We start from the raw sequence: 15,971 nt of genomic DNA on the forward strand, positions 1-15,971 counted from the left end.
TTAGATTTGCTTTTTTTATTAACCCCTACATGGAGAACGTGTCGGGGTTAATTTTATTTGGGAGAGTTTAATGCACAATATCCGATATAATAAACTGCTTGGTAAATCGCTTATTGCGTTGAGTGTTGTCGGTGTTTTATCGGCATGTAATTCCTCTGGTAGCAGTGATAGTGGCAGTACACCACTTCCAGATTCGAGTTATGCCTGCCAAGCGAATGTGATGGAGCAGAGTAATCAGCTTCGCACGTATCAGATCATGGTTGAGAGCTTTGTCGATGGTGATTCAAACATAGGTCATGGGACCGGATATGGTACCAGTCATCACAATGGCGACTTACAAGGCATCATTGATTCCCTAGATTATATCCAAGACTTAGGCATGAATGCGATTTGGTTGACGCCAGTTTTTGAGTCTCAAGCGATTGCGGGACAAGATCACTGGGCAGATCGCTTGGATGCAACGGGTTATTTTGCTACGGATTATTTTAAGATTGATCCTCGCTTTGGCGATTTAGAAACGGCAAGAACCTTAGTTAATGAGGCACACAAGCGTGGTTTGTATGTCTTTTTTGATGGCGTATTCGGTCACCACAAAGATGGATTGATCAAACCTTCTCCGTCTGGCTTGCTGCCTACTGGTGGTAGTAATCCTGTTGATTATCCTGCCAGCTTAGACTTCTACAAAGAAGTGGCGACCTATTGGGTGAAAGAGCTGAAGATCGACGGCTGGCGTTTGGATCAGGCGTATCAAGTACCAACGGATGCATGGACACAGATCCGCAAAGCCGTCGATGATGCTTCGCAAAGTGTGACTTACACAAATGCTGATGGCAAAGACGTTAACCCTCTTGGCTATATGGTTGCAGAGATTTGGAAGGGCGAATCTGATATCGCAAGTGAAGCGTATGGGTCTGCGGATGATCCCGCGTTGTGCTCGGCGTTCGACTTCCCAATGCGTTACCGCATCGTAGAAACGTTAGCGGTAAATGAAAGTGGCGTGGGTGGGCGAGGTGTTGATTGGTTGGATAATGGCTACCAAACGCACAATCAGTATCCATCCCATGCGCAGCCAAACTTAATGATTGGCAACCACGATTTAGTTCGTTTTGGTGACTTACTTCAACGCGGCGGTATGGCTGATATTAATGACGCCGAGTATTGGCAACGTCATAAGGCTGCGTTTGCTTTCCAAGCGGCTTATACCGGACCAATTACGCTCTACTACGGCGACGAAATTGGCGATCAAGTTGATGGGTTTGCTGCGAAAGAAGACAATAACACCTGCGCCGTGCGAGGCGTGTGCGATGACCATGTCGCCCGCAGCAGCGCTAAGATTGAGGGTGTGACAGCAACCTTGGATGCAAATCAAGTTGACCTAAAAAATTACGTTAAATCTTTGATGGCGATGCGTGCAGCTCATCCAGCCCTGTATCAAGGTTCTCGCGTTAACTTAGCGGCGAGCAATGGTAGTTATGTCGATCTGAAAAAGTCTGGCAGTGATCAGGTGTTGTTTGCGCTTAATACATTAGAAAGCGCTCGAAACGTTATTTTGACCGAGGCGCAAGTGGGTAGCTCTCAAGCGCTGGTGGATTTGCTAACGAACCAAACAATCACACCAAGTAATGGGCAATACCAGATCCCAATGTCCGCACTACAAGGGCGATTCTTTAAAGTAACGCCGAGTGTGCAATAGCATCTAAGGCTACTTGCTCATTAGTATTTTATTTCTATCCAAAGCCAAGTGCAGTCTTCTACCCCCATAGAGACTCACTTGGCTTTTTTTGTAGGTTTTAGAAATCATATACCCAGCTAATTCCGAGATGCTTGGCTCAGCGAGAGTGATTTAGTTTTGTAGACGTGGCGGCGATTTAAAGGTTTAGTTCTTCTAAATCAAGAGCCGACAGTAAAGTCTACAGGACAAGGTCTTACTGTTTGCAAAGAGTACCCTTCGGGGAAACAGGAAATCCATGACAACGCTCTGAATCCTGTATCTTGAAGTTAATTGGGTATGACAAGTTCTGTTGTTTCGATTCCTATCTCTATCTCTATACGCATGTTCTATCTTACTGTTTTATATCGAACAAACGATGCTATCCAAATCGAGAAACAGTACGCAATTTGTGAGATGCTCTGCACGATAATGAGAATATTCACATTCGTGCAACGTAAAATTGTGAGTTAACGCTTATTTATATGTGATCATTATGTTTATCTTTTCTTGGATTTATATAACCAATGGAAAATTATAATGAAATCCATAGCGAAACCCCTCTTTATCCTACCTTTGCTTTGCTCTCCATTCGCCTACAGTGACGTCATCAACGGTGACTTCGAACAGTGGAATGGCAATACGCCAACACAATGGGCTGTGATTGACTCTGGTATTGCGGTATCTCCTACTAGTAACCAAGTGCAGTCCGGTGGTTTAGCGGCGCAAGTAGTCGTGAATACGGGTACCCAAAGCAACACGGACTTTCTGCAAACCATTAATGTGGAGCAAGGGAAAACCTATCCATTCGCAGTGTCTGTTTATCACACTGAAGGCAATGTTAAAGCGCGTCTGATTGTTGATGGGTACCATGGTTATTCAAACCCTAAGCAAACCAATCAATGGCAACAGCTCACACACAGTTATACCGCATCATCAAATAAAACCATTAACGTTGGTCTGAGATTCTATGATGAATCGGGCTTTGATGGCTCTGAAGTAGTGTATGTCGATAACTTCCTACCTAACCAAAGCGGTGGAGGTACTCAGCCTCCGGTTGAAAGCTGCAATGATAATGAAATCCGACTGACTTTGACGACTGATAGTTACGGCTCAGAAACCAGCTGGGAACTGAAGGACAGTCAATCAAAAGTACTCTTCTCTGGTCAAGGTTTCGACTCTTCTAAAACCTATGAAAAGACCATGTGCTTGACCGATGGTGACTATCAATTTACCATCAATGATAGCTACGGTGACGGCATTTGTTGCAGCAGCGGTAACGGCTCGTACGCTTTGATGCTTGGTCAAAAAACGCTTGCTTCAGGTGGTGAATTTACTAAAACGCAAACCACTAGTTTCACGCTTGGTGAAACAACTACACCACCGGTCGTCGGGGAATATTACAAAGCGGCGGAAGGCAAAACAGGTTTTGCATTGAAAACGGCGTTGTTCAATATCATCAATAACCACACTGGTCGTGGCTACTCTGCGATTTGGACATTGGTGAAAGATGCCGATCTGGACAACTACTATGAAAAAGACGGCACAATCCTAGACATGTACTCAGAAAAACCATTGGGTAATGATGCTGTCAGCTTTACCAAAGTGACAGATCAGTGTGGTCAATACAAAGCTGAAGGGGATTGCTATAACCGCGAACACTCATTCCCGAAAAGCTGGTTTGGTGGCAAAGTTGAACCAATGAACTCAGACGGTCACCATTTGTTTGCGACCGATGGTTATGTGAATGCTAAGCGTAGCAACTGGCCATTTGGCGAGGTGGGTAGCAGCACTTATGTTTCTAATAATGGCTCAAAATTAGGTTCAGCCAGCGCATCTTTGGGCTACTCAGGCACAGTATTTGAGCCAATTGATGAGTTTAAAGGTGACTTCGCTCGTGCTTACTTCTACATGGCAACACGATACGAAAACGTGATTGGTAATTGGGAAAAGAACTCAAGCAGTTCAGACGCTGTACTCAATGGCACAAGCACGACGGTATTTGAACCATGGATGCTTAACATGCTTAAGCGTTGGCACAAAAACGATCCGGTGAGCGCGAAAGAAATCAATCGTAACCAACAGGTATTTGATTTCCAGGGTAACCGTAACCCGTACATCGATCATCCGGAATTTGTCGAAATGGTTTGGGGTAACTAGGGTCTGTTTATCTTTCGTGGTTAAATTTTGTTCGAGATAAAAGCGTTTTAATCGCGGCGAGTCGATTGAAGCCTAGTGGTTCTAAGTAAAATTGACTCAACAAAGAGTAAAACGCTTTTAGCCGAACCCTTTGGGTAGCGTTTGTAGGTGCTTTCTACTGCGTTATCGGCTTATCAGGTAGAATAACTACATATCAAAGCCTCTGCCTTGCATAAAACACCTATAAACTGCTGCAAAAATCACCACGAAAGGTCAACAGACCCTAATCTCGTCAACAGACCCTAATAAAGCCGTCCACTTGGGCGGCTTTGTTTTTATTGTGCAAACTTCGCGATGAGCTTGGCGAGGGTTTCCATAGCTGGCTGCCAGTTTTTTTCAGCTCCGAAGTTCGCCACACTGAGGCGGATACAGTTTTGGTACTGCCCCTGCGTGCCAAATACAGAGCCGGGTAGAATACTGATCTTGTGTTCATTACAGGCTTGATAGAGCGCGTAGCTGTCAGTTTTTGGTGGTAAGCGTAACCAAAGTAAGAATGAGCCTTGTACTGCATTGATTTGATAATTATTTTTTAATTCAAAGTGCACGTCTAAACATTGATTTAGCATTTGCAAATATCGACGGACGTTTGCTTGGTACACGCGACACATTCGCGCCGTATGCGTGCGATATTTCCCCGACGTCAAAAAGGTCGCTACCGCTGATTGCATCAAGTTCAAGCTGCCCATGTTTTCACACAATAAATACTGCTCGACCTGAGCGCGATAACGCCCTGCCAGCATCCAACCAATGCGAAGCCGTGAATCGAGCGTTTTCGATAAAGAATTCACATAGATCACTCGTTGTTTTTCATCCAACTTTCGTAGGCTTGGCAAAGTCTTATCGAAGCTCAACGCACCAAATACATCATCTTCAATGATGGGAACGTCTCCAGAGACCGCGAGTAGCTGCTTTCGTCTTTCAAGCGGCATCAGAGAGCCGGTTGGATTGGTAAAGTTCGGTGTGACGACAATGACTTTGATCTCCCATGTTGCCATTGCTTTTTCTAGTGCGTCTGGGTCCATACCATCTCGGGGGCAGCTTGGGATCTCAACCACTTGTAAACCAAGCGATTCAAGCATTAATAAGTTACCGAAATAGCACGGTGATTCGACAGCGACAATATCTCCGGTTTGTGTTGTTGCTCTTAATGCAAGGCTGATTGCTTGTTGGGCACCATGGGTTACCAGAAGATCGTCAACATTCGCAGGGGTTCCCAGATCTTGAGTGATCTTAGCCAACTGTTTGATCAACAAATCATCGCCTGGTGGCAATTGATAATGGCTGGATATATGGCTTTGCTGGCGACTATGGCGACTATGGCGACCAATTTCGGCATACAGACTTTTGATTGCTGGGGCATCAATATTTGGGTGTGCAGAACCAGTCGGAAGCCGCTCTTGATACTCAGGGTAAGTGAGGATTTGCTTACACACGGAAAGTAAATCCACACGCGTAGGCTTGGCGATCTTGGCTTCACTTTGTTCCGTGGGTTTTACGCGATAACCGGATTTGGGCACAGAATAAACCATGCTTTGCGCTTCCAGCTCTTGGTAGGCACGGATCACCGTGTTTTTACTTACTTTAAGCTCGGTGCTTAATTGACGGATGGAAGGTAACTTATCGTCCGGTTGATAGACCCCATTACTGATCGCTTGTTTGAGGTGATGCTCGACGATCAAGTACTTATTCGCATCAAGCGTACTGATTAAATCTGTACCCATAAAAACACTTCCATCTGTCACTTTTTGAAAACACTGTACCTAACTACATTAGCAACATTCGAGATTGAAAAACATTCAAAATTTAAAAATAGGTAGAGTGAGGGCGCATCATGTTAATCAGAGCCATTCCTTTTGTATTCGTTATCCTTTGGGCTTCTGGGTTTGTCGGCGCACGCTTTGGTTTGCAATACGCTGAACCAGCAACCTTATTGTCGATTCGCATGGCGTTTAATGTTTTGCTGTTCCTAGTGATAGTGGTCTTGCTGCGTCGTCGTATTCCAACGGGCAAGGACTTTTGGCACAGCTGCGTGGTTGGTGTATTGATCCACGGTTTTTATTTAGGTGGGACGTACTTTGCCATTAGTTTGGGTATGCCAGCAGGACTAAGTTCGTTATTGGTAGGTATACAGCCCATTTTAACGGCCGTGCTGCTGGTAGTGTTCGCTTCTGAGCAATTTAAGCCATCACAATGGATTGGTTTGTCATTGGGCTTTGTCGGCATTGCGATGGTGCTGATGGGTAAGATGGAGTGGCAGTCGGATTTGCACAAAACTTTAGCGATTGGTGTGTGTTTGTCATCTCTGTTTGGTATTACCGTCGGCACGTTGTATCAAAAGAAATACTGTCAACAAGTGGACATGGTGGGAGGCGCAACGGTGCAATATTTGGCGGCATTGGTGATGTTTCTACCTGTTGCAATGCAGTTTGAAACCATGCAGGTGCAATGGACAGCGGAGTTTATTTTCACCTTGATTTGGTTAGTGGTTGTTCTGTCTTGCGTAGCAATTTTATTGTTGCTGTACATGGTCAAGAATGGTGCGGCATCAAGCGTTGCTTCTGTGTTTTACCTTGTGCCTCCAACCACGGCGCTTCAAGCTTGGTTTGCGTTCGGTGAGTCATTTGATTGGATGGGTATTATTGGCTTTGTGTTGGCAGCGACCGCAGTATATTTGGTGGCGAAAAAGCCTGAATTTCCAACGCTTAAATCAAAGTTTGCAAAGCAAAAACGTAAAATATACCTAAATTAGGTAGGGACATTTGCGTGCCAGAGAGTACAATCCGGCTCTCAATATTGTGTGGAGCCGGGTAATGACCGTCAAGCCAGATCGAATGACCGCAATGCGCGATATCATTGCACAAGTAAAAGCTGAACTGCCGATTTATGAACCAGAGACGTTTGTTTGTGGTCCTGAAGGACAATGCATTGGTTGTCCTAAAAAACTGTTGGAGATGGTCGATTCAGAATTGAGTTATTGGGAATCGGCGATGGAACGCGGTATCACTCCTCAATTTGATGAAATTCGTCGCTTTGGCAAAATGTGCACCAGCGTGCGTCGAGGTCTAGTACGTAATAACGTCCCTTTGTTGAACGCTTAATCAACACTTTTTCGACATCCCCTTCGTTACCTTGTCTTCATTGATTTAGCAAATGAAGACAAGGGGCACCCATGCGTAAATTCTTTTTCTCTGTTGTTTTCTTATTGCTTGTATCCAGCTTTGGATTTGCAGGCTATAAATGGTTTACCGATAACCAATACGGCGAGGCGGACCTAGTCGCAGGAAAGCAGCGTTTTGAGTCTTATTGTGTCTCTTGTCATGGTGATAAAGGGCATGGAGATGGTCTTGTTGCCAAAGCCATGGACATTAAACCCGATAATATATCTGCCGAGCTCTTAAACCCGTTTGGGACGAAAGTGGAGCTGATTGGTTCTGTCTTGGAAGGTGGTAATGGGCAGGGCGGTGCAATGCCACCATTCAAAACTGTGCTGAGTGAAAACGAAGTCAATGACATATTTGAATACATCAAAAGTATTAACTAAATAAGATTCTTATTTTAGAAACAAATACTTAACCTGATCGTTTGTGCCGTAGTAGTTTGAATTTAGTCGAGTTTTTTAGCTAATTGCTGAGTATGTTTCAGCACAACTTAGTGGCTGGTCTCAAGTTCTTAATTGGTTCGGTTTTTCTCTCAGTTAGTGCGTTTCTCTGCGTAATTTCAGCGATATATTGGCTCGGTTCTCACATGGAAGTGGGAGCGACGACCTTTACCCTCGGCCATTTCGCTGAATCAAACATCAAGAGGCTACTTGGGTAACTATCATTTGTCTGTATGCCGAGAGATAAGAAGTGAAAGCAAAAGGATTTACGTTGATGGAAATCACCATTGTGCTCGCAACATTGGGGTCCATTGCTCTCGCAGCTTTACCTGTCTTGCTCGATATCCACCGCCAAGCATACGCGTCTATGCTGCACAGTTCACAGTCCTCTCTGGGGACATCTCTTAAGTTTTTTCATGCCAAAGTTGTTATTGATGATGCACAGGATAGTCAACAAATCACTTATGTTGACCATCAAGTGAAGATGCTCAGTGGCATGCCGGAAGCAAGTGCGAACAGTATCCGTGCTTTATTGGAAATAGGATTACCCGCCAAGGGCAATTCACCCATCGATAAGCCGTGCCATGGCAGCGATTTTTGTATTATGGGCAATCAATTTCCTAACAGTACACACTTTGTTGAGATCCCAAAATACCAATTTATTGATCACTCTGGTCTAGATCGTGTGGTGTACATCTGGCCGCAGGGCTATACCTTGGAAAGTGAGGCGTGTTATTTCTATTACGTTAATCAAGCATCAAATCGCTCAGTGGTAAGAGGGCATGTTACTGAAGGGTGTTAGGTACGGGCAAACTTGGCGTTCACCTAAAAACACAAAGCCCCAAGTTCAGAACTTAGGGCTTTGTTTATTCTTGGGTTGGAAAACTCAGCGAAGCGCTAAATCTCTGCGACCAACTTTTTTAGTAGGCGTAACATCTCTTTCTGTTCAGCCGGCTCTAACGGGCTCATTAGTGCTTTATTGACGTTCAACGGAATTGGCAGCAAGGTTTCTTTGAGGTTTCGCCCTTCTTCCGTGAGGTAAATTCGGAATGATCGGCGGCTATTTGGATCAGGGTGGCGTTCCACTAAACCAAGCTTCTCAAGCTTGTCCAAAGTGCGAGTCGTGGTTGAGTTTTCTACCTTAGATTTCGCCGCAATATCGCGCTGTGTTACGCCTTCTTCTTCCCATAAACACATCATGGTTGGCCAAAGCGCTACTGTGAGACCATGCTTCTTGAGTTCGATCTCAAATCGCTTTGCCGCATCGTGTGCAACCACGTTGATCATCCAACCAAAACTGTCTTGTCTATCAAACTGTTCGCTCATTTTCTTTCTCTTATGATAAAGCAACGATTGTCATGGTAACCAATGTTGCGGCAACTAGCACCCCCAACGCGCGGCTTTGCGGTGCGAGATAGACAATTTTTTGCTCAGCAACAGAGGTTTCTTTGATTGTTTTGGTCTGCTTACCAGTGATCATGGCTTTCACTAATGGTTTGCCTTTTAATTTATAAAGAAGGATCGCGCCAATATGTAAAGCGATCAATATTGGTAAAAGATCGACCAAGGTTAAATGTAGCCACTCCATGCCAGCGAATACGTCATCGTTAAGCCAAACTTCCGAATAAGGCCATGTGTCGAATACGCCACCAAGAGCCATTCCAGAAATACATTGAAGCAAGAGTGCTGTCAGCATGGTTACTACCATCCAGCCGCCAGCAGGGTTGTGACCAGCAGTGGCTGCCGATTTTCCCTTTAAATAAGAAATGATGTCTTCCGGGGAGCGGAGAAACTGACGAAATAGGTTAGTCTCACTGCCGATGAATCCCCATACCATTCGCCATACTAGCAGTGTGAATAATGCCAATCCAAGTTGGATATGAGGACCGTTACCAGACAGCCCAGATGCCATCAATGCTATAAAAAGTAAAACTTGACTCCAGTGGTAGAGCCTTGTTGCTAAGTCCCAAATCTTCATCATTTACCTCGATCGTTTTGTTGTGTGATGATCTTCTTTACGGTAATTTACACAACAATAGTTGCGTACGCAATGATTGTTGTGTAAATTTAAATCCAACAACCCAACAATGAAGAACGATTAGGAGAAAGACATGAAAAAGACACTGGCACTGATTGCACTTTTACCGACCATTTTTGTACCAACAACGCTTTTTGCTCAAGACTTCAGCTCTCAAATCGACATGCGCCAGAATGCGTTTGAGCAAATTGAATCTCTATCGAAGCAAGCGGACAAGACTCTGAATGGCAGCAATACCGATTGGCAAGCTTTAGCGCAGATCGGCAATGAACTCTCTCGTCATAGCGAACATTTGCTACAAGCGTTTCCACAAGGTAGCCAAGCTGATAGCAAAGCGAAAAAAGAAGTGTGGAGCAAGCCAGAGAACTTCAATCGTTTGATGGTGCAAATGGATGAAGGGTTCGTTCAACTGTATCAAGCAGCGCAAGATCAACAAGTTTCAGCAGCCGAGGCTGGACTCAAACAAGCCCAGAGTACTTGTCGTAGTTGCCATCGCGCATATCGTAGCCGCTGGTAATAGAGTCAACCACATTGAATTTAACTTGAAGCAGATAAGAAAATCGTAAAATGAAAGGTAACCTTATGAACAGAATCATCCTATTGAGCACACTTGCTGTTGCGTCTTTCTCAAGTTTTGCTGCTGATTATGGCGTTGAACTAGCCTGGAATACTAACGATGTAGAGCAGGTTTTACAGACATTACCAAAACAGAAAGCCGAATTTAGTCAACTTATCGAGCAAGGTGATGTGAAAGACATGTTCGTTTTACCAAGCAGTATTGATGGTAAAGTGGTACAAATTCTGCGTTTTGTTTTATCAGCAGAAAACGAAGCGGAAGTACAAGCAAAACTGCAAGACTTACCCATGTACCAACAAGATTTGGTGAAGATCGCGAGTATCCAACCTTTGGGTGCTAAATGGTTAGATAACACGCCTGAGAGTGATAACTACAGTGTGACATTGCGTTGGAAAGAGGGGGTTGAGGCTTTAGAAATGGACCGCGTATTGGGTGTCGATTTACAGCGTGTTATCAATCTGAACAACTCTGGTTTAATCACTTCGTCTTATATCAATACCCAAGTACTCGACAATGGCATTGAGCGTCCAATCTATTCAGTCGCTGTGTTAGCCAAGGATGCGCAGCAGGCACAAAACCTAATGTACTCTTTTGAAGCGGTTCAGCTTGGCTATGCGACATTTGAAATTGAATACTTGGGTAAAAAGTTAGATATGAAAAGTTAACCGAAAGTCTCTTTATTCAAAGCTCAAGATACAGGCGTAGCATATCTTTATGTTGAATGCCGTTTTCCCAAATTGGTTCTGGGTAGTGGAGTAAGAAATGATTTTTGTCCACGCTCTCTACCCTAAAACCTAATCGCTGATAATACGTCAGTTGATAACCAAAGGTACCCGTTCCCAATATCAGTTTTTGAAATGATTGACTTTTCATGGCTTCAATTGCAAAACGCAATAGATTTGAACCAATGCCACGTTGTTGATGTATTGGCGCGACTGAAACGTTCATGATTTCAGCTTGTGTTTTCGAATGAGGTAATATCACACATGCACCAACAATTTGATTGTCTTCAATAGCGGCGAAGCCAATGGATGTATCAAGATATCGCTCAATGTTGTCTTGATTAGGGTCTGCCTCTAGCAGCAAAGTCATTGGAACTTGGTTTGGTGGTAAAGGTTTAAATTCAATCATCACAATTACGTGTTAAGTCGTTGGGCGAGCGAGTATATCGAAAGGTCGGCTTTGCACCCAAGTAGCCTTGGATTCTTAGCTTATCAAGAATGGCTTTTGCTGCTAGCGTTCATTTCGTCTTGCTTTAACACCATTTTTTGACTCATCAGATATTTGCCATTGGGTAGTAACACTTCTCCTAGCTCACCACCATGTTCGAAGCCAAATTGTTCATACAAAGCAATCGCTGCTTGGTTGGTCTTATAAACATTGAGAACAATGGTATCATAACCATACTTCCAACCACTTTGAATGGCGGTTGCTAGAAGTTTTGTTCCTAGTCCTTGGTTGCGATAATGACGATCAATGTGAATGCCAAGAATACCAGTTTTCGCAAACTCTCCACCTTCATAACCGCACATTTCGGCAGGGAAGATCTCAATACTTCCCACTAATTGCCTCCCATCAAAGGCGACAAACTGAGGGATGGATTCTTTTTCTACTCGGGTGATCACATCACTCAACATTGTTCGGTCAGGCGCAGGAGATCGTAAATACTCGCCTTCTTCATATACACGGTTCCAGAGCGCAATAAAATGGTCGATATCGTTGAGAGTAATCGGTCTGATCTGCATTCATCTTCCTTGATTAGTGCATTAAGTGTAGTTGGTTAAACGAGAGTTCCAGTAAAGCCTTGTTGGTTAGCCTAGTATCAGCTCCGATAAACAATGCACTTGAGACGGAATAGGCTTACTTGGAATAGGAAGGTTTTTAGGATTGAACCAAATGACGTTTAGCCCTGCATCCATTGCGGGATAAATGTCTTTTTCTGGTAAGTCTCCCACCATAGTGAGCTGGCTGGGTACTACGTTTAATTGCTCAGCGACCGCGAGATAGAAGCTAGGTTGATTTTTCGCAATACCAAGATTGGCAAAACAAAAGTAACCACTGATGTATTGGTCCAGTCCGACTCGCTGAAATGCCTTTTGCACGTCCTCCATTGCGGAGTCTGATGCACTGGTAGCGATATAAACGCTATGCTGCTGTGACAGTTTTTCTAGCGTTTCTCTGGCGAGAGGCATGGTCTCGACGTGTTCCCAATCGCACATTTTTCCTTGTGCGTGAGGGAAATCTACCATTAAGGTGTTCCCCCAATCGAAAAGATAAATCATGTTCGAATCTCCATTATACCCAAGTAACCTCGAGATGCTTGGTTCAGCGAGAATGACTCGGTTTGTAGACGCGTAGGCGATTTAAAGATCTAGTCACTCTAAATCAAGAATCGGCAACAAAGTATACAAGCCAAGGCCCTTACTATTTGTAAACTTACTATTTGTAACCTTACTATTTGTAAAGAGTGCCCTTCGGGAGCGTGTCATTGACTCGCTTTTTTAATTAAACCAATGGCTGCGTCAAACAACTTGAAAATAGCTGGCTATTACACTGCGTTATTTTCCTTGCTCTCGAATCAATGACAACGCTCTGAATCCCGCATCTTGAAGTCACTTGGGTATATCCGTACATCATATCGTCTTTTCAAAAAGGGGGAGGAAGGTGCCAGAAAGAATTGCGATTCAGGTTAGCTTTAATAGTAAATTTCGCTTAAATGCCGTGATCGTTACAAACATTTCAACATGATGCGCGAGCTCGTCGTAAAGTTGAGTTTGTCATAAAACTGCTGAGCAGCTTGGTTAAACTCCATTACTTCCAGCCTAATTTGAACGGCTCCTGACTCAATGGCCCATTGTTCTACTTGATTCATGAGTAGACTTCCCACTCCCTTTGATTTCTGATTTTCATCCACAACTATGGTTCCGATACGGCAGATTGGGTCTTTGATCAGAAAACTAATGGTTTCATTCTGCGTAATGCTTGCGGTCACAAAGCCGATCGCTTGTTGGTTTTGTTCAGCAATTAGAATTAAACGTTCCTTATCTTCCAGAGCATTGGCAAGAAATTGTTTGTCTTGCTCCGAGGGGGCAACAAAGGCTTCAGGAGCATTGAGATGGTGAAGTTCACTGATCTGTTTGTTTAACGTAAATAGTGCATCAAGATCTTTGGGTGTAGCTCGTCTTATTTCCATGATTGTTCCTTAATTTCCGCCAGCAAGATCGATAAAGGAGCCAGTGACATACGAGGCTTCATCACTCAGTAACCAAGCAATGGCATTGGCAACTTCGTCCACAGTGCCACCTCGTTTGAGAGGGATTTTTTCGCTGAGTCTGTCGACACGATTGGGTTCTCCGCCGTCGGCATGGATGTCAGTGTAGATACAGCCGGGGCGAACACCATTAACGCGAATATTTTGCGCAGCCAATTCCAAAGACAACCCTTTAGTGAGAGAGTCCATTGCTCCTTTTGATGCTGCATAATCAATATATTCGAACGGCGCACCAGAGCGAGATGCGGCAGAGGAGACATTAACAATGGCACTGCCAGATTCAAATCGTTTCGCCGCTTCTCGACAGCAGAGAAAGCAGCTAGTGACGTTAGCATTCATCACGCTTTGGAAGCGCTCAAGACTCATGTCGGCAAGGCGAGATTGAGTGAATAAGATTCCAACATTGTTGACGAGGTGAGTGACTTTACCAAGCGCTTGTTCAGTTTGTTCAAACAATGAGAGTACCTGCTGCTCATTGGAAACATCCGCTTGAATAGCGATTGCGTTACCGCCATTTTCTTCTATTTCGTTGACAACTTGTGTGGCAGCGTCAGTCTGCGTACGATAGTTTACGCACACAGAATAACCTTGTGCTGCCAATCGCTTAGCAGTTGCTGCACCAATGCCTCGGCTGGCTCCGGTGATGATGACTACTTTCTGCATAACATATCCTTGTTTTTGTAGTTAATATTATTTTTGTAATGAATAGAGCCTATCAGCGTACTTTTTCCCACCGATTTCATAGGCTTCAGGGATGATTTCAGTAAGTTTAAATCCGCACTTTTCCAGTACTCGCTCAGAGCCAATGTTACCTTCCGTCACGGTGGCAGAAAACTCAGAGATATTGTGCTGGTTAAATGCCCAATCAATTACACCCGCAAGAGATTCGGTACCAAATTGTTTACCGTAAAACTCTGGCAACAACAAATACCCAACCTCAGCAATCCCATTTTGCAGTACAAAGCCAGTGATACCGATTGGCTGTGAGCTGCACTTTTCATAAATCACCAAACATAACCAATGTTCACTTTGGGGAGTCCATATTGGCAGACGCGATTCAAATTTCTGTCTCATGTCAGCTTCTGTTGGTGGATCAAAACAAAGAGCAATGATTTCTGGATCACTGGATAGACGTCGATAGAGATCCCAATTGTCCTGAGTGAGCGGTTTTAGCTCGGTTCTTGGGGTAGAAATAGATTGAGATAGCACGTGCGATTCGCCTCCATGTGATCGAGTTTTCATATTTCACACAAACATATCAAAAGTGCTTTGATAAACAACATCTATCGTTATGGCGAATACGTCTGGTCAAGAAAGATTTTTTTAAAAAATGGAATATGGTAAGGAGCCTCTCAATAACGAAAAATAAGTCACCACATAGAGAATAGGCATGACTCAGATCAAGTCGAAATTACTACTAAAGGGGTAAATATGCGACAAAGCATGTAACTTTGTGAGTATTTATTTCTAATTATGTCAATTAAAAAACGTTATATCGCCGCAATGGTGGCAGTGGGTATTGGTGTGGGCTGGCTAACTTTAGGCGGCACCGCAGCAGTGATGCATTACACATCGGACACTGAGTTTTGTCTTTCTTGTCACTCTATGGAAATTCCATACAAAGAGTATCAAGGCTCAGTGCACTTCAGTAACGCTAAAGGTATTCGAGCTGAGTGTTCAGACTGTCATATTCCGAAAGAGCCAATGGATTACTTGATCACTAAGATCCGTGCCTCAAAAGACATTTACCACGAGTTCGTGACTGGCAAGATCGATACGCCTGAGAAGTACGAGGCGCATCGTACTGAACTTGCTGAGATGGTTTGGGCGCAGTTCCGAGAAAATGATTCGGCAACCTGTCGCTCTTGCCACGATTTCGATGCAATGGAAGAGTTCGAGCAATCACGTGACGCGGCGAAGATGCACGCTTACGGTAAAGCGAATGACCAAACGTGTATCGACTGTCACAAAGGTGTAGCGCACTTTGCTCCAGAAGCGGAACTTGATAGCAAAGCGTTTGAAACACTGATGAGCTTCACAACCAAGACAGCAGCAGATGCGAAAGTGGTTTATCCAGTGACGTCTATCAGCATGGGCGACTTTGGTACGGTGAATCCAACAACCAAGCTGGACGTTGTGAAAGCTGAGGGAGACAACCGCACGGTTAAGATCAACGCATTCCAAATGAAAGGTGCAGAACAAGTGCTTTACATGGGTGAAGGTCAACGCGCGATTGTCGCAACACTATCTGAACAAGGTCAACAAGCAGTTGAAGCTGGTGAGTTCAAGGCAGATGTATATGGCAACGAGTGGCGCCCTGTCACTCTAACGGCAACGATTGATTCTCCAGTCGTTGATACGCTAGAGCCAGTTTGGTCATACGCGGAAGAGTTGGACAACGTTTACTGTGCAACTTGCCACGCGAAAATTCCTTCAAATCACTTTACTGTGAACGCATGGGGTCCTGTAGCGAAGAGTATGGGTGATCGCACTGATATTTCAGCAGAAAACCTAGAAATTTTGACTAAGTTCTTCCAGCACCACGCGAAAGATGTGGTTGGTCACTAATAGATAAATAGA

Annotated in this window: 18 protein-coding genes; 9 read left to right on the forward strand and 9 right to left on the reverse strand. The window is 44.2% G+C overall.

Going from position 1 to position 15,971, the window contains the following annotated elements; all coding sequences use genetic code 11:
* Window positions 1-70: 70 nt before the first annotated feature.
* Both OH459_RS01890 and OH459_RS01895 read left to right on the forward strand, forming a co-directional pair.
* Window positions 71-1,693, forward strand: coding sequence for an alpha-amylase family glycosyl hydrolase (locus OH459_RS01890; protein ID WP_069217902.1), 1,623 nt, complete (start codon window positions 71-73; stop codon window positions 1,691-1,693).
* Window positions 1,694-2,248: 555 nt separating this feature from the next.
* Window positions 2,249-3,868 carry an endonuclease gene (locus tag OH459_RS01895; RefSeq protein ID WP_005449571.1) on the forward strand — a complete coding sequence of 540 codons (1,620 nt, stop codon included), beginning with the start codon at window positions 2,249-2,251 and terminating at the stop codon, window positions 3,866-3,868.
* Between the two features lie 314 nt (window positions 3,869-4,182).
* Here the strand turns inward: OH459_RS01895 and OH459_RS01900 are convergent, their stop codons facing one another.
* Window positions 4,183-5,628, reverse strand: coding sequence for an aminotransferase-like domain-containing protein (locus tag OH459_RS01900; protein WP_269984912.1), 1,446 nt, complete (start codon window positions 5,626-5,628; stop codon window positions 4,183-4,185).
* Window positions 5,629-5,738: 110 nt separating this feature from the next.
* On the opposite strand from OH459_RS01900, the gene OH459_RS01905 reads away from it, so the two are divergent.
* From OH459_RS01905 to OH459_RS01920, 4 genes are all read left to right on the forward strand, one after another.
* A complete protein-coding gene (locus OH459_RS01905; protein WP_005449569.1) occupies window positions 5,739-6,656 on the forward strand; it encodes a DMT family transporter in 918 nt (305 codons plus the stop codon).
* 61 nt (window positions 6,657-6,717) lie between these two features.
* Entirely contained in the window at window positions 6,718-7,005 is a 288-nt protein-coding gene (locus tag OH459_RS01910) for a hypothetical protein (RefSeq protein WP_005449568.1), read from the forward strand.
* 71 nt (window positions 7,006-7,076) lie between these two features.
* Window positions 7,077-7,448 (forward strand): c-type cytochrome, encoded by a 372-nt coding sequence (locus OH459_RS01915; protein WP_050903296.1) that lies wholly within the window; start codon window positions 7,077-7,079, stop codon window positions 7,446-7,448.
* Between the two features lie 331 nt (window positions 7,449-7,779).
* Window positions 7,780-8,307 (forward strand): hypothetical protein, encoded by a 528-nt coding sequence (locus OH459_RS01920; RefSeq protein ID WP_017818234.1) that lies wholly within the window; start codon window positions 7,780-7,782, stop codon window positions 8,305-8,307.
* 95 nt (window positions 8,308-8,402) lie between these two features.
* Here the strand turns inward: OH459_RS01920 and OH459_RS01925 are convergent, their stop codons facing one another.
* Window positions 8,403-8,831, reverse strand: a complete 429-nt coding sequence (locus OH459_RS01925; protein ID WP_009695880.1) for a MarR family winged helix-turn-helix transcriptional regulator — start codon at window positions 8,829-8,831, stop codon at window positions 8,403-8,405.
* Window positions 8,832-8,841: 10 nt separating this feature from the next.
* On the reverse strand, window positions 8,842-9,483 hold the full coding sequence (locus OH459_RS01930) for a cytochrome b/b6 domain-containing protein (protein WP_269984963.1): 642 nt from the start codon (window positions 9,481-9,483) through the stop codon (window positions 8,842-8,844).
* A 133-nt stretch (window positions 9,484-9,616) separates the two neighbouring features.
* On the opposite strand from OH459_RS01930, the gene OH459_RS01935 reads away from it, so the two are divergent.
* Both OH459_RS01935 and OH459_RS01940 read left to right on the forward strand, forming a co-directional pair.
* Complete coding sequence (locus tag OH459_RS01935; protein ID WP_005449549.1) at window positions 9,617-10,060, forward strand: c-type cytochrome; 444 nt, start codon at window positions 9,617-9,619, stop codon at window positions 10,058-10,060.
* Between the two features lie 65 nt (window positions 10,061-10,125).
* Complete coding sequence (locus OH459_RS01940) at window positions 10,126-10,785, forward strand: hypothetical protein (protein ID WP_009695877.1); 660 nt, start codon at window positions 10,126-10,128, stop codon at window positions 10,783-10,785.
* Window positions 10,786-10,801: 16 nt separating this feature from the next.
* Here OH459_RS01940 and OH459_RS01945 read toward each other — a convergent pair whose 3' ends face one another.
* The 6 genes from OH459_RS01945 to OH459_RS01970 form a co-directional block, all read right to left on the reverse strand.
* A complete protein-coding gene (locus OH459_RS01945) occupies window positions 10,802-11,251 on the reverse strand; it encodes a GNAT family N-acetyltransferase (protein ID WP_252045540.1) in 450 nt (149 codons plus the stop codon).
* Window positions 11,252-11,334: 83 nt separating this feature from the next.
* Window positions 11,335-11,865 (reverse strand): GNAT family N-acetyltransferase, encoded by a 531-nt coding sequence (locus OH459_RS01950; protein ID WP_005449536.1) that lies wholly within the window; start codon window positions 11,863-11,865, stop codon window positions 11,335-11,337.
* A gap of 66 nt (window positions 11,866-11,931) precedes the next feature.
* Entirely contained in the window at window positions 11,932-12,402 is a 471-nt protein-coding gene (locus tag OH459_RS01955; protein WP_005449534.1) for an HAD family hydrolase, read from the reverse strand.
* A 446-nt stretch (window positions 12,403-12,848) separates the two neighbouring features.
* Entirely contained in the window at window positions 12,849-13,313 is a 465-nt protein-coding gene (locus OH459_RS01960) for a GNAT family N-acetyltransferase (protein WP_009697287.1), read from the reverse strand.
* Between the two features lie 9 nt (window positions 13,314-13,322).
* Entirely contained in the window at window positions 13,323-14,054 is a 732-nt protein-coding gene (locus OH459_RS01965) for an SDR family oxidoreductase (protein WP_269984925.1), read from the reverse strand.
* A 27-nt stretch (window positions 14,055-14,081) separates the two neighbouring features.
* The gene (locus OH459_RS01970; RefSeq protein ID WP_038898016.1) at window positions 14,082-14,633 is read right to left on the reverse strand and encodes a GNAT family N-acetyltransferase; all 552 of its coding nucleotides are present in this window, start codon (window positions 14,631-14,633) and stop codon (window positions 14,082-14,084) included.
* Between the two features lie 231 nt (window positions 14,634-14,864).
* On the opposite strand from OH459_RS01970, the gene OH459_RS01975 reads away from it, so the two are divergent.
* Window positions 14,865-15,959, forward strand: coding sequence for a NapC/NirT family cytochrome c (locus OH459_RS01975; protein ID WP_009697286.1), 1,095 nt, complete (start codon window positions 14,865-14,867; stop codon window positions 15,957-15,959).
* The last annotated feature ends 12 nt before the right edge of the window (window positions 15,960-15,971 follow it).

The organism is Vibrio sp. MM46 (genome assembly GCF_027587135.1).
Lineage (GTDB): Bacteria > Pseudomonadota > Gammaproteobacteria > Enterobacterales > Vibrionaceae > Vibrio > Vibrio harveyi.

Coding starts and splice junctions, on each gene's coding strand:
- OH459_RS01925 (WP_009695880.1), bottom strand. CDS start 8,831: ATGAGCGAACAGTTTGATAGACAAGACAGTTTTGGTTGGATGATCAAC.
- OH459_RS01950 (WP_005449536.1), bottom strand. CDS start 11,865: ATGCAGATCAGACCGATTACTCTCAACGATATCGACCATTTTATTGCG.
- OH459_RS01970 (WP_038898016.1), bottom strand. CDS start 14,633: ATGAAAACTCGATCACATGGAGGCGAATCGCACGTGCTATCTCAATCT.
- OH459_RS01955 (WP_005449534.1), bottom strand. CDS start 12,402: ATGATTTATCTTTTCGATTGGGGGAACACCTTAATGGTAGATTTCCCT.
- OH459_RS01945 (WP_252045540.1), bottom strand. CDS start 11,251: ATGATTGAATTTAAACCTTTACCACCAAACCAAGTTCCAATGACTTTG.
- OH459_RS01915 (WP_050903296.1), top strand. CDS start 7,077: ATGCGTAAATTCTTTTTCTCTGTTGTTTTCTTATTGCTTGTATCCAGC.
- OH459_RS01920 (WP_017818234.1), top strand. CDS start 7,780: ATGGAAATCACCATTGTGCTCGCAACATTGGGGTCCATTGCTCTCGCA.
- OH459_RS01965 (WP_269984925.1), bottom strand. CDS start 14,054: ATGCAGAAAGTAGTCATCATCACCGGAGCCAGCCGAGGCATTGGTGCA.
- OH459_RS01930 (WP_269984963.1), bottom strand. CDS start 9,483: ATGAAGATTTGGGACTTAGCAACAAGGCTCTACCACTGGAGTCAAGTT.
- OH459_RS01935 (WP_005449549.1), top strand. CDS start 9,617: ATGAAAAAGACACTGGCACTGATTGCACTTTTACCGACCATTTTTGTA.
- OH459_RS01960 (WP_009697287.1), bottom strand. CDS start 13,313: ATGGAAATAAGACGAGCTACACCCAAAGATCTTGATGCACTATTTACG.
- OH459_RS01910 (WP_005449568.1), top strand. CDS start 6,718: ATGACCGTCAAGCCAGATCGAATGACCGCAATGCGCGATATCATTGCA.
- OH459_RS01890 (WP_069217902.1), top strand. CDS start 71: ATGCACAATATCCGATATAATAAACTGCTTGGTAAATCGCTTATTGCG.
- OH459_RS01975 (WP_009697286.1), top strand. CDS start 14,865: ATGTCAATTAAAAAACGTTATATCGCCGCAATGGTGGCAGTGGGTATT.
- OH459_RS01900 (WP_269984912.1), bottom strand. CDS start 5,628: ATGGGTACAGATTTAATCAGTACGCTTGATGCGAATAAGTACTTGATC.
- OH459_RS01905 (WP_005449569.1), top strand. CDS start 5,739: ATGTTAATCAGAGCCATTCCTTTTGTATTCGTTATCCTTTGGGCTTCT.
- OH459_RS01940 (WP_009695877.1), top strand. CDS start 10,126: ATGAACAGAATCATCCTATTGAGCACACTTGCTGTTGCGTCTTTCTCA.
- OH459_RS01895 (WP_005449571.1), top strand. CDS start 2,249: ATGAAATCCATAGCGAAACCCCTCTTTATCCTACCTTTGCTTTGCTCT.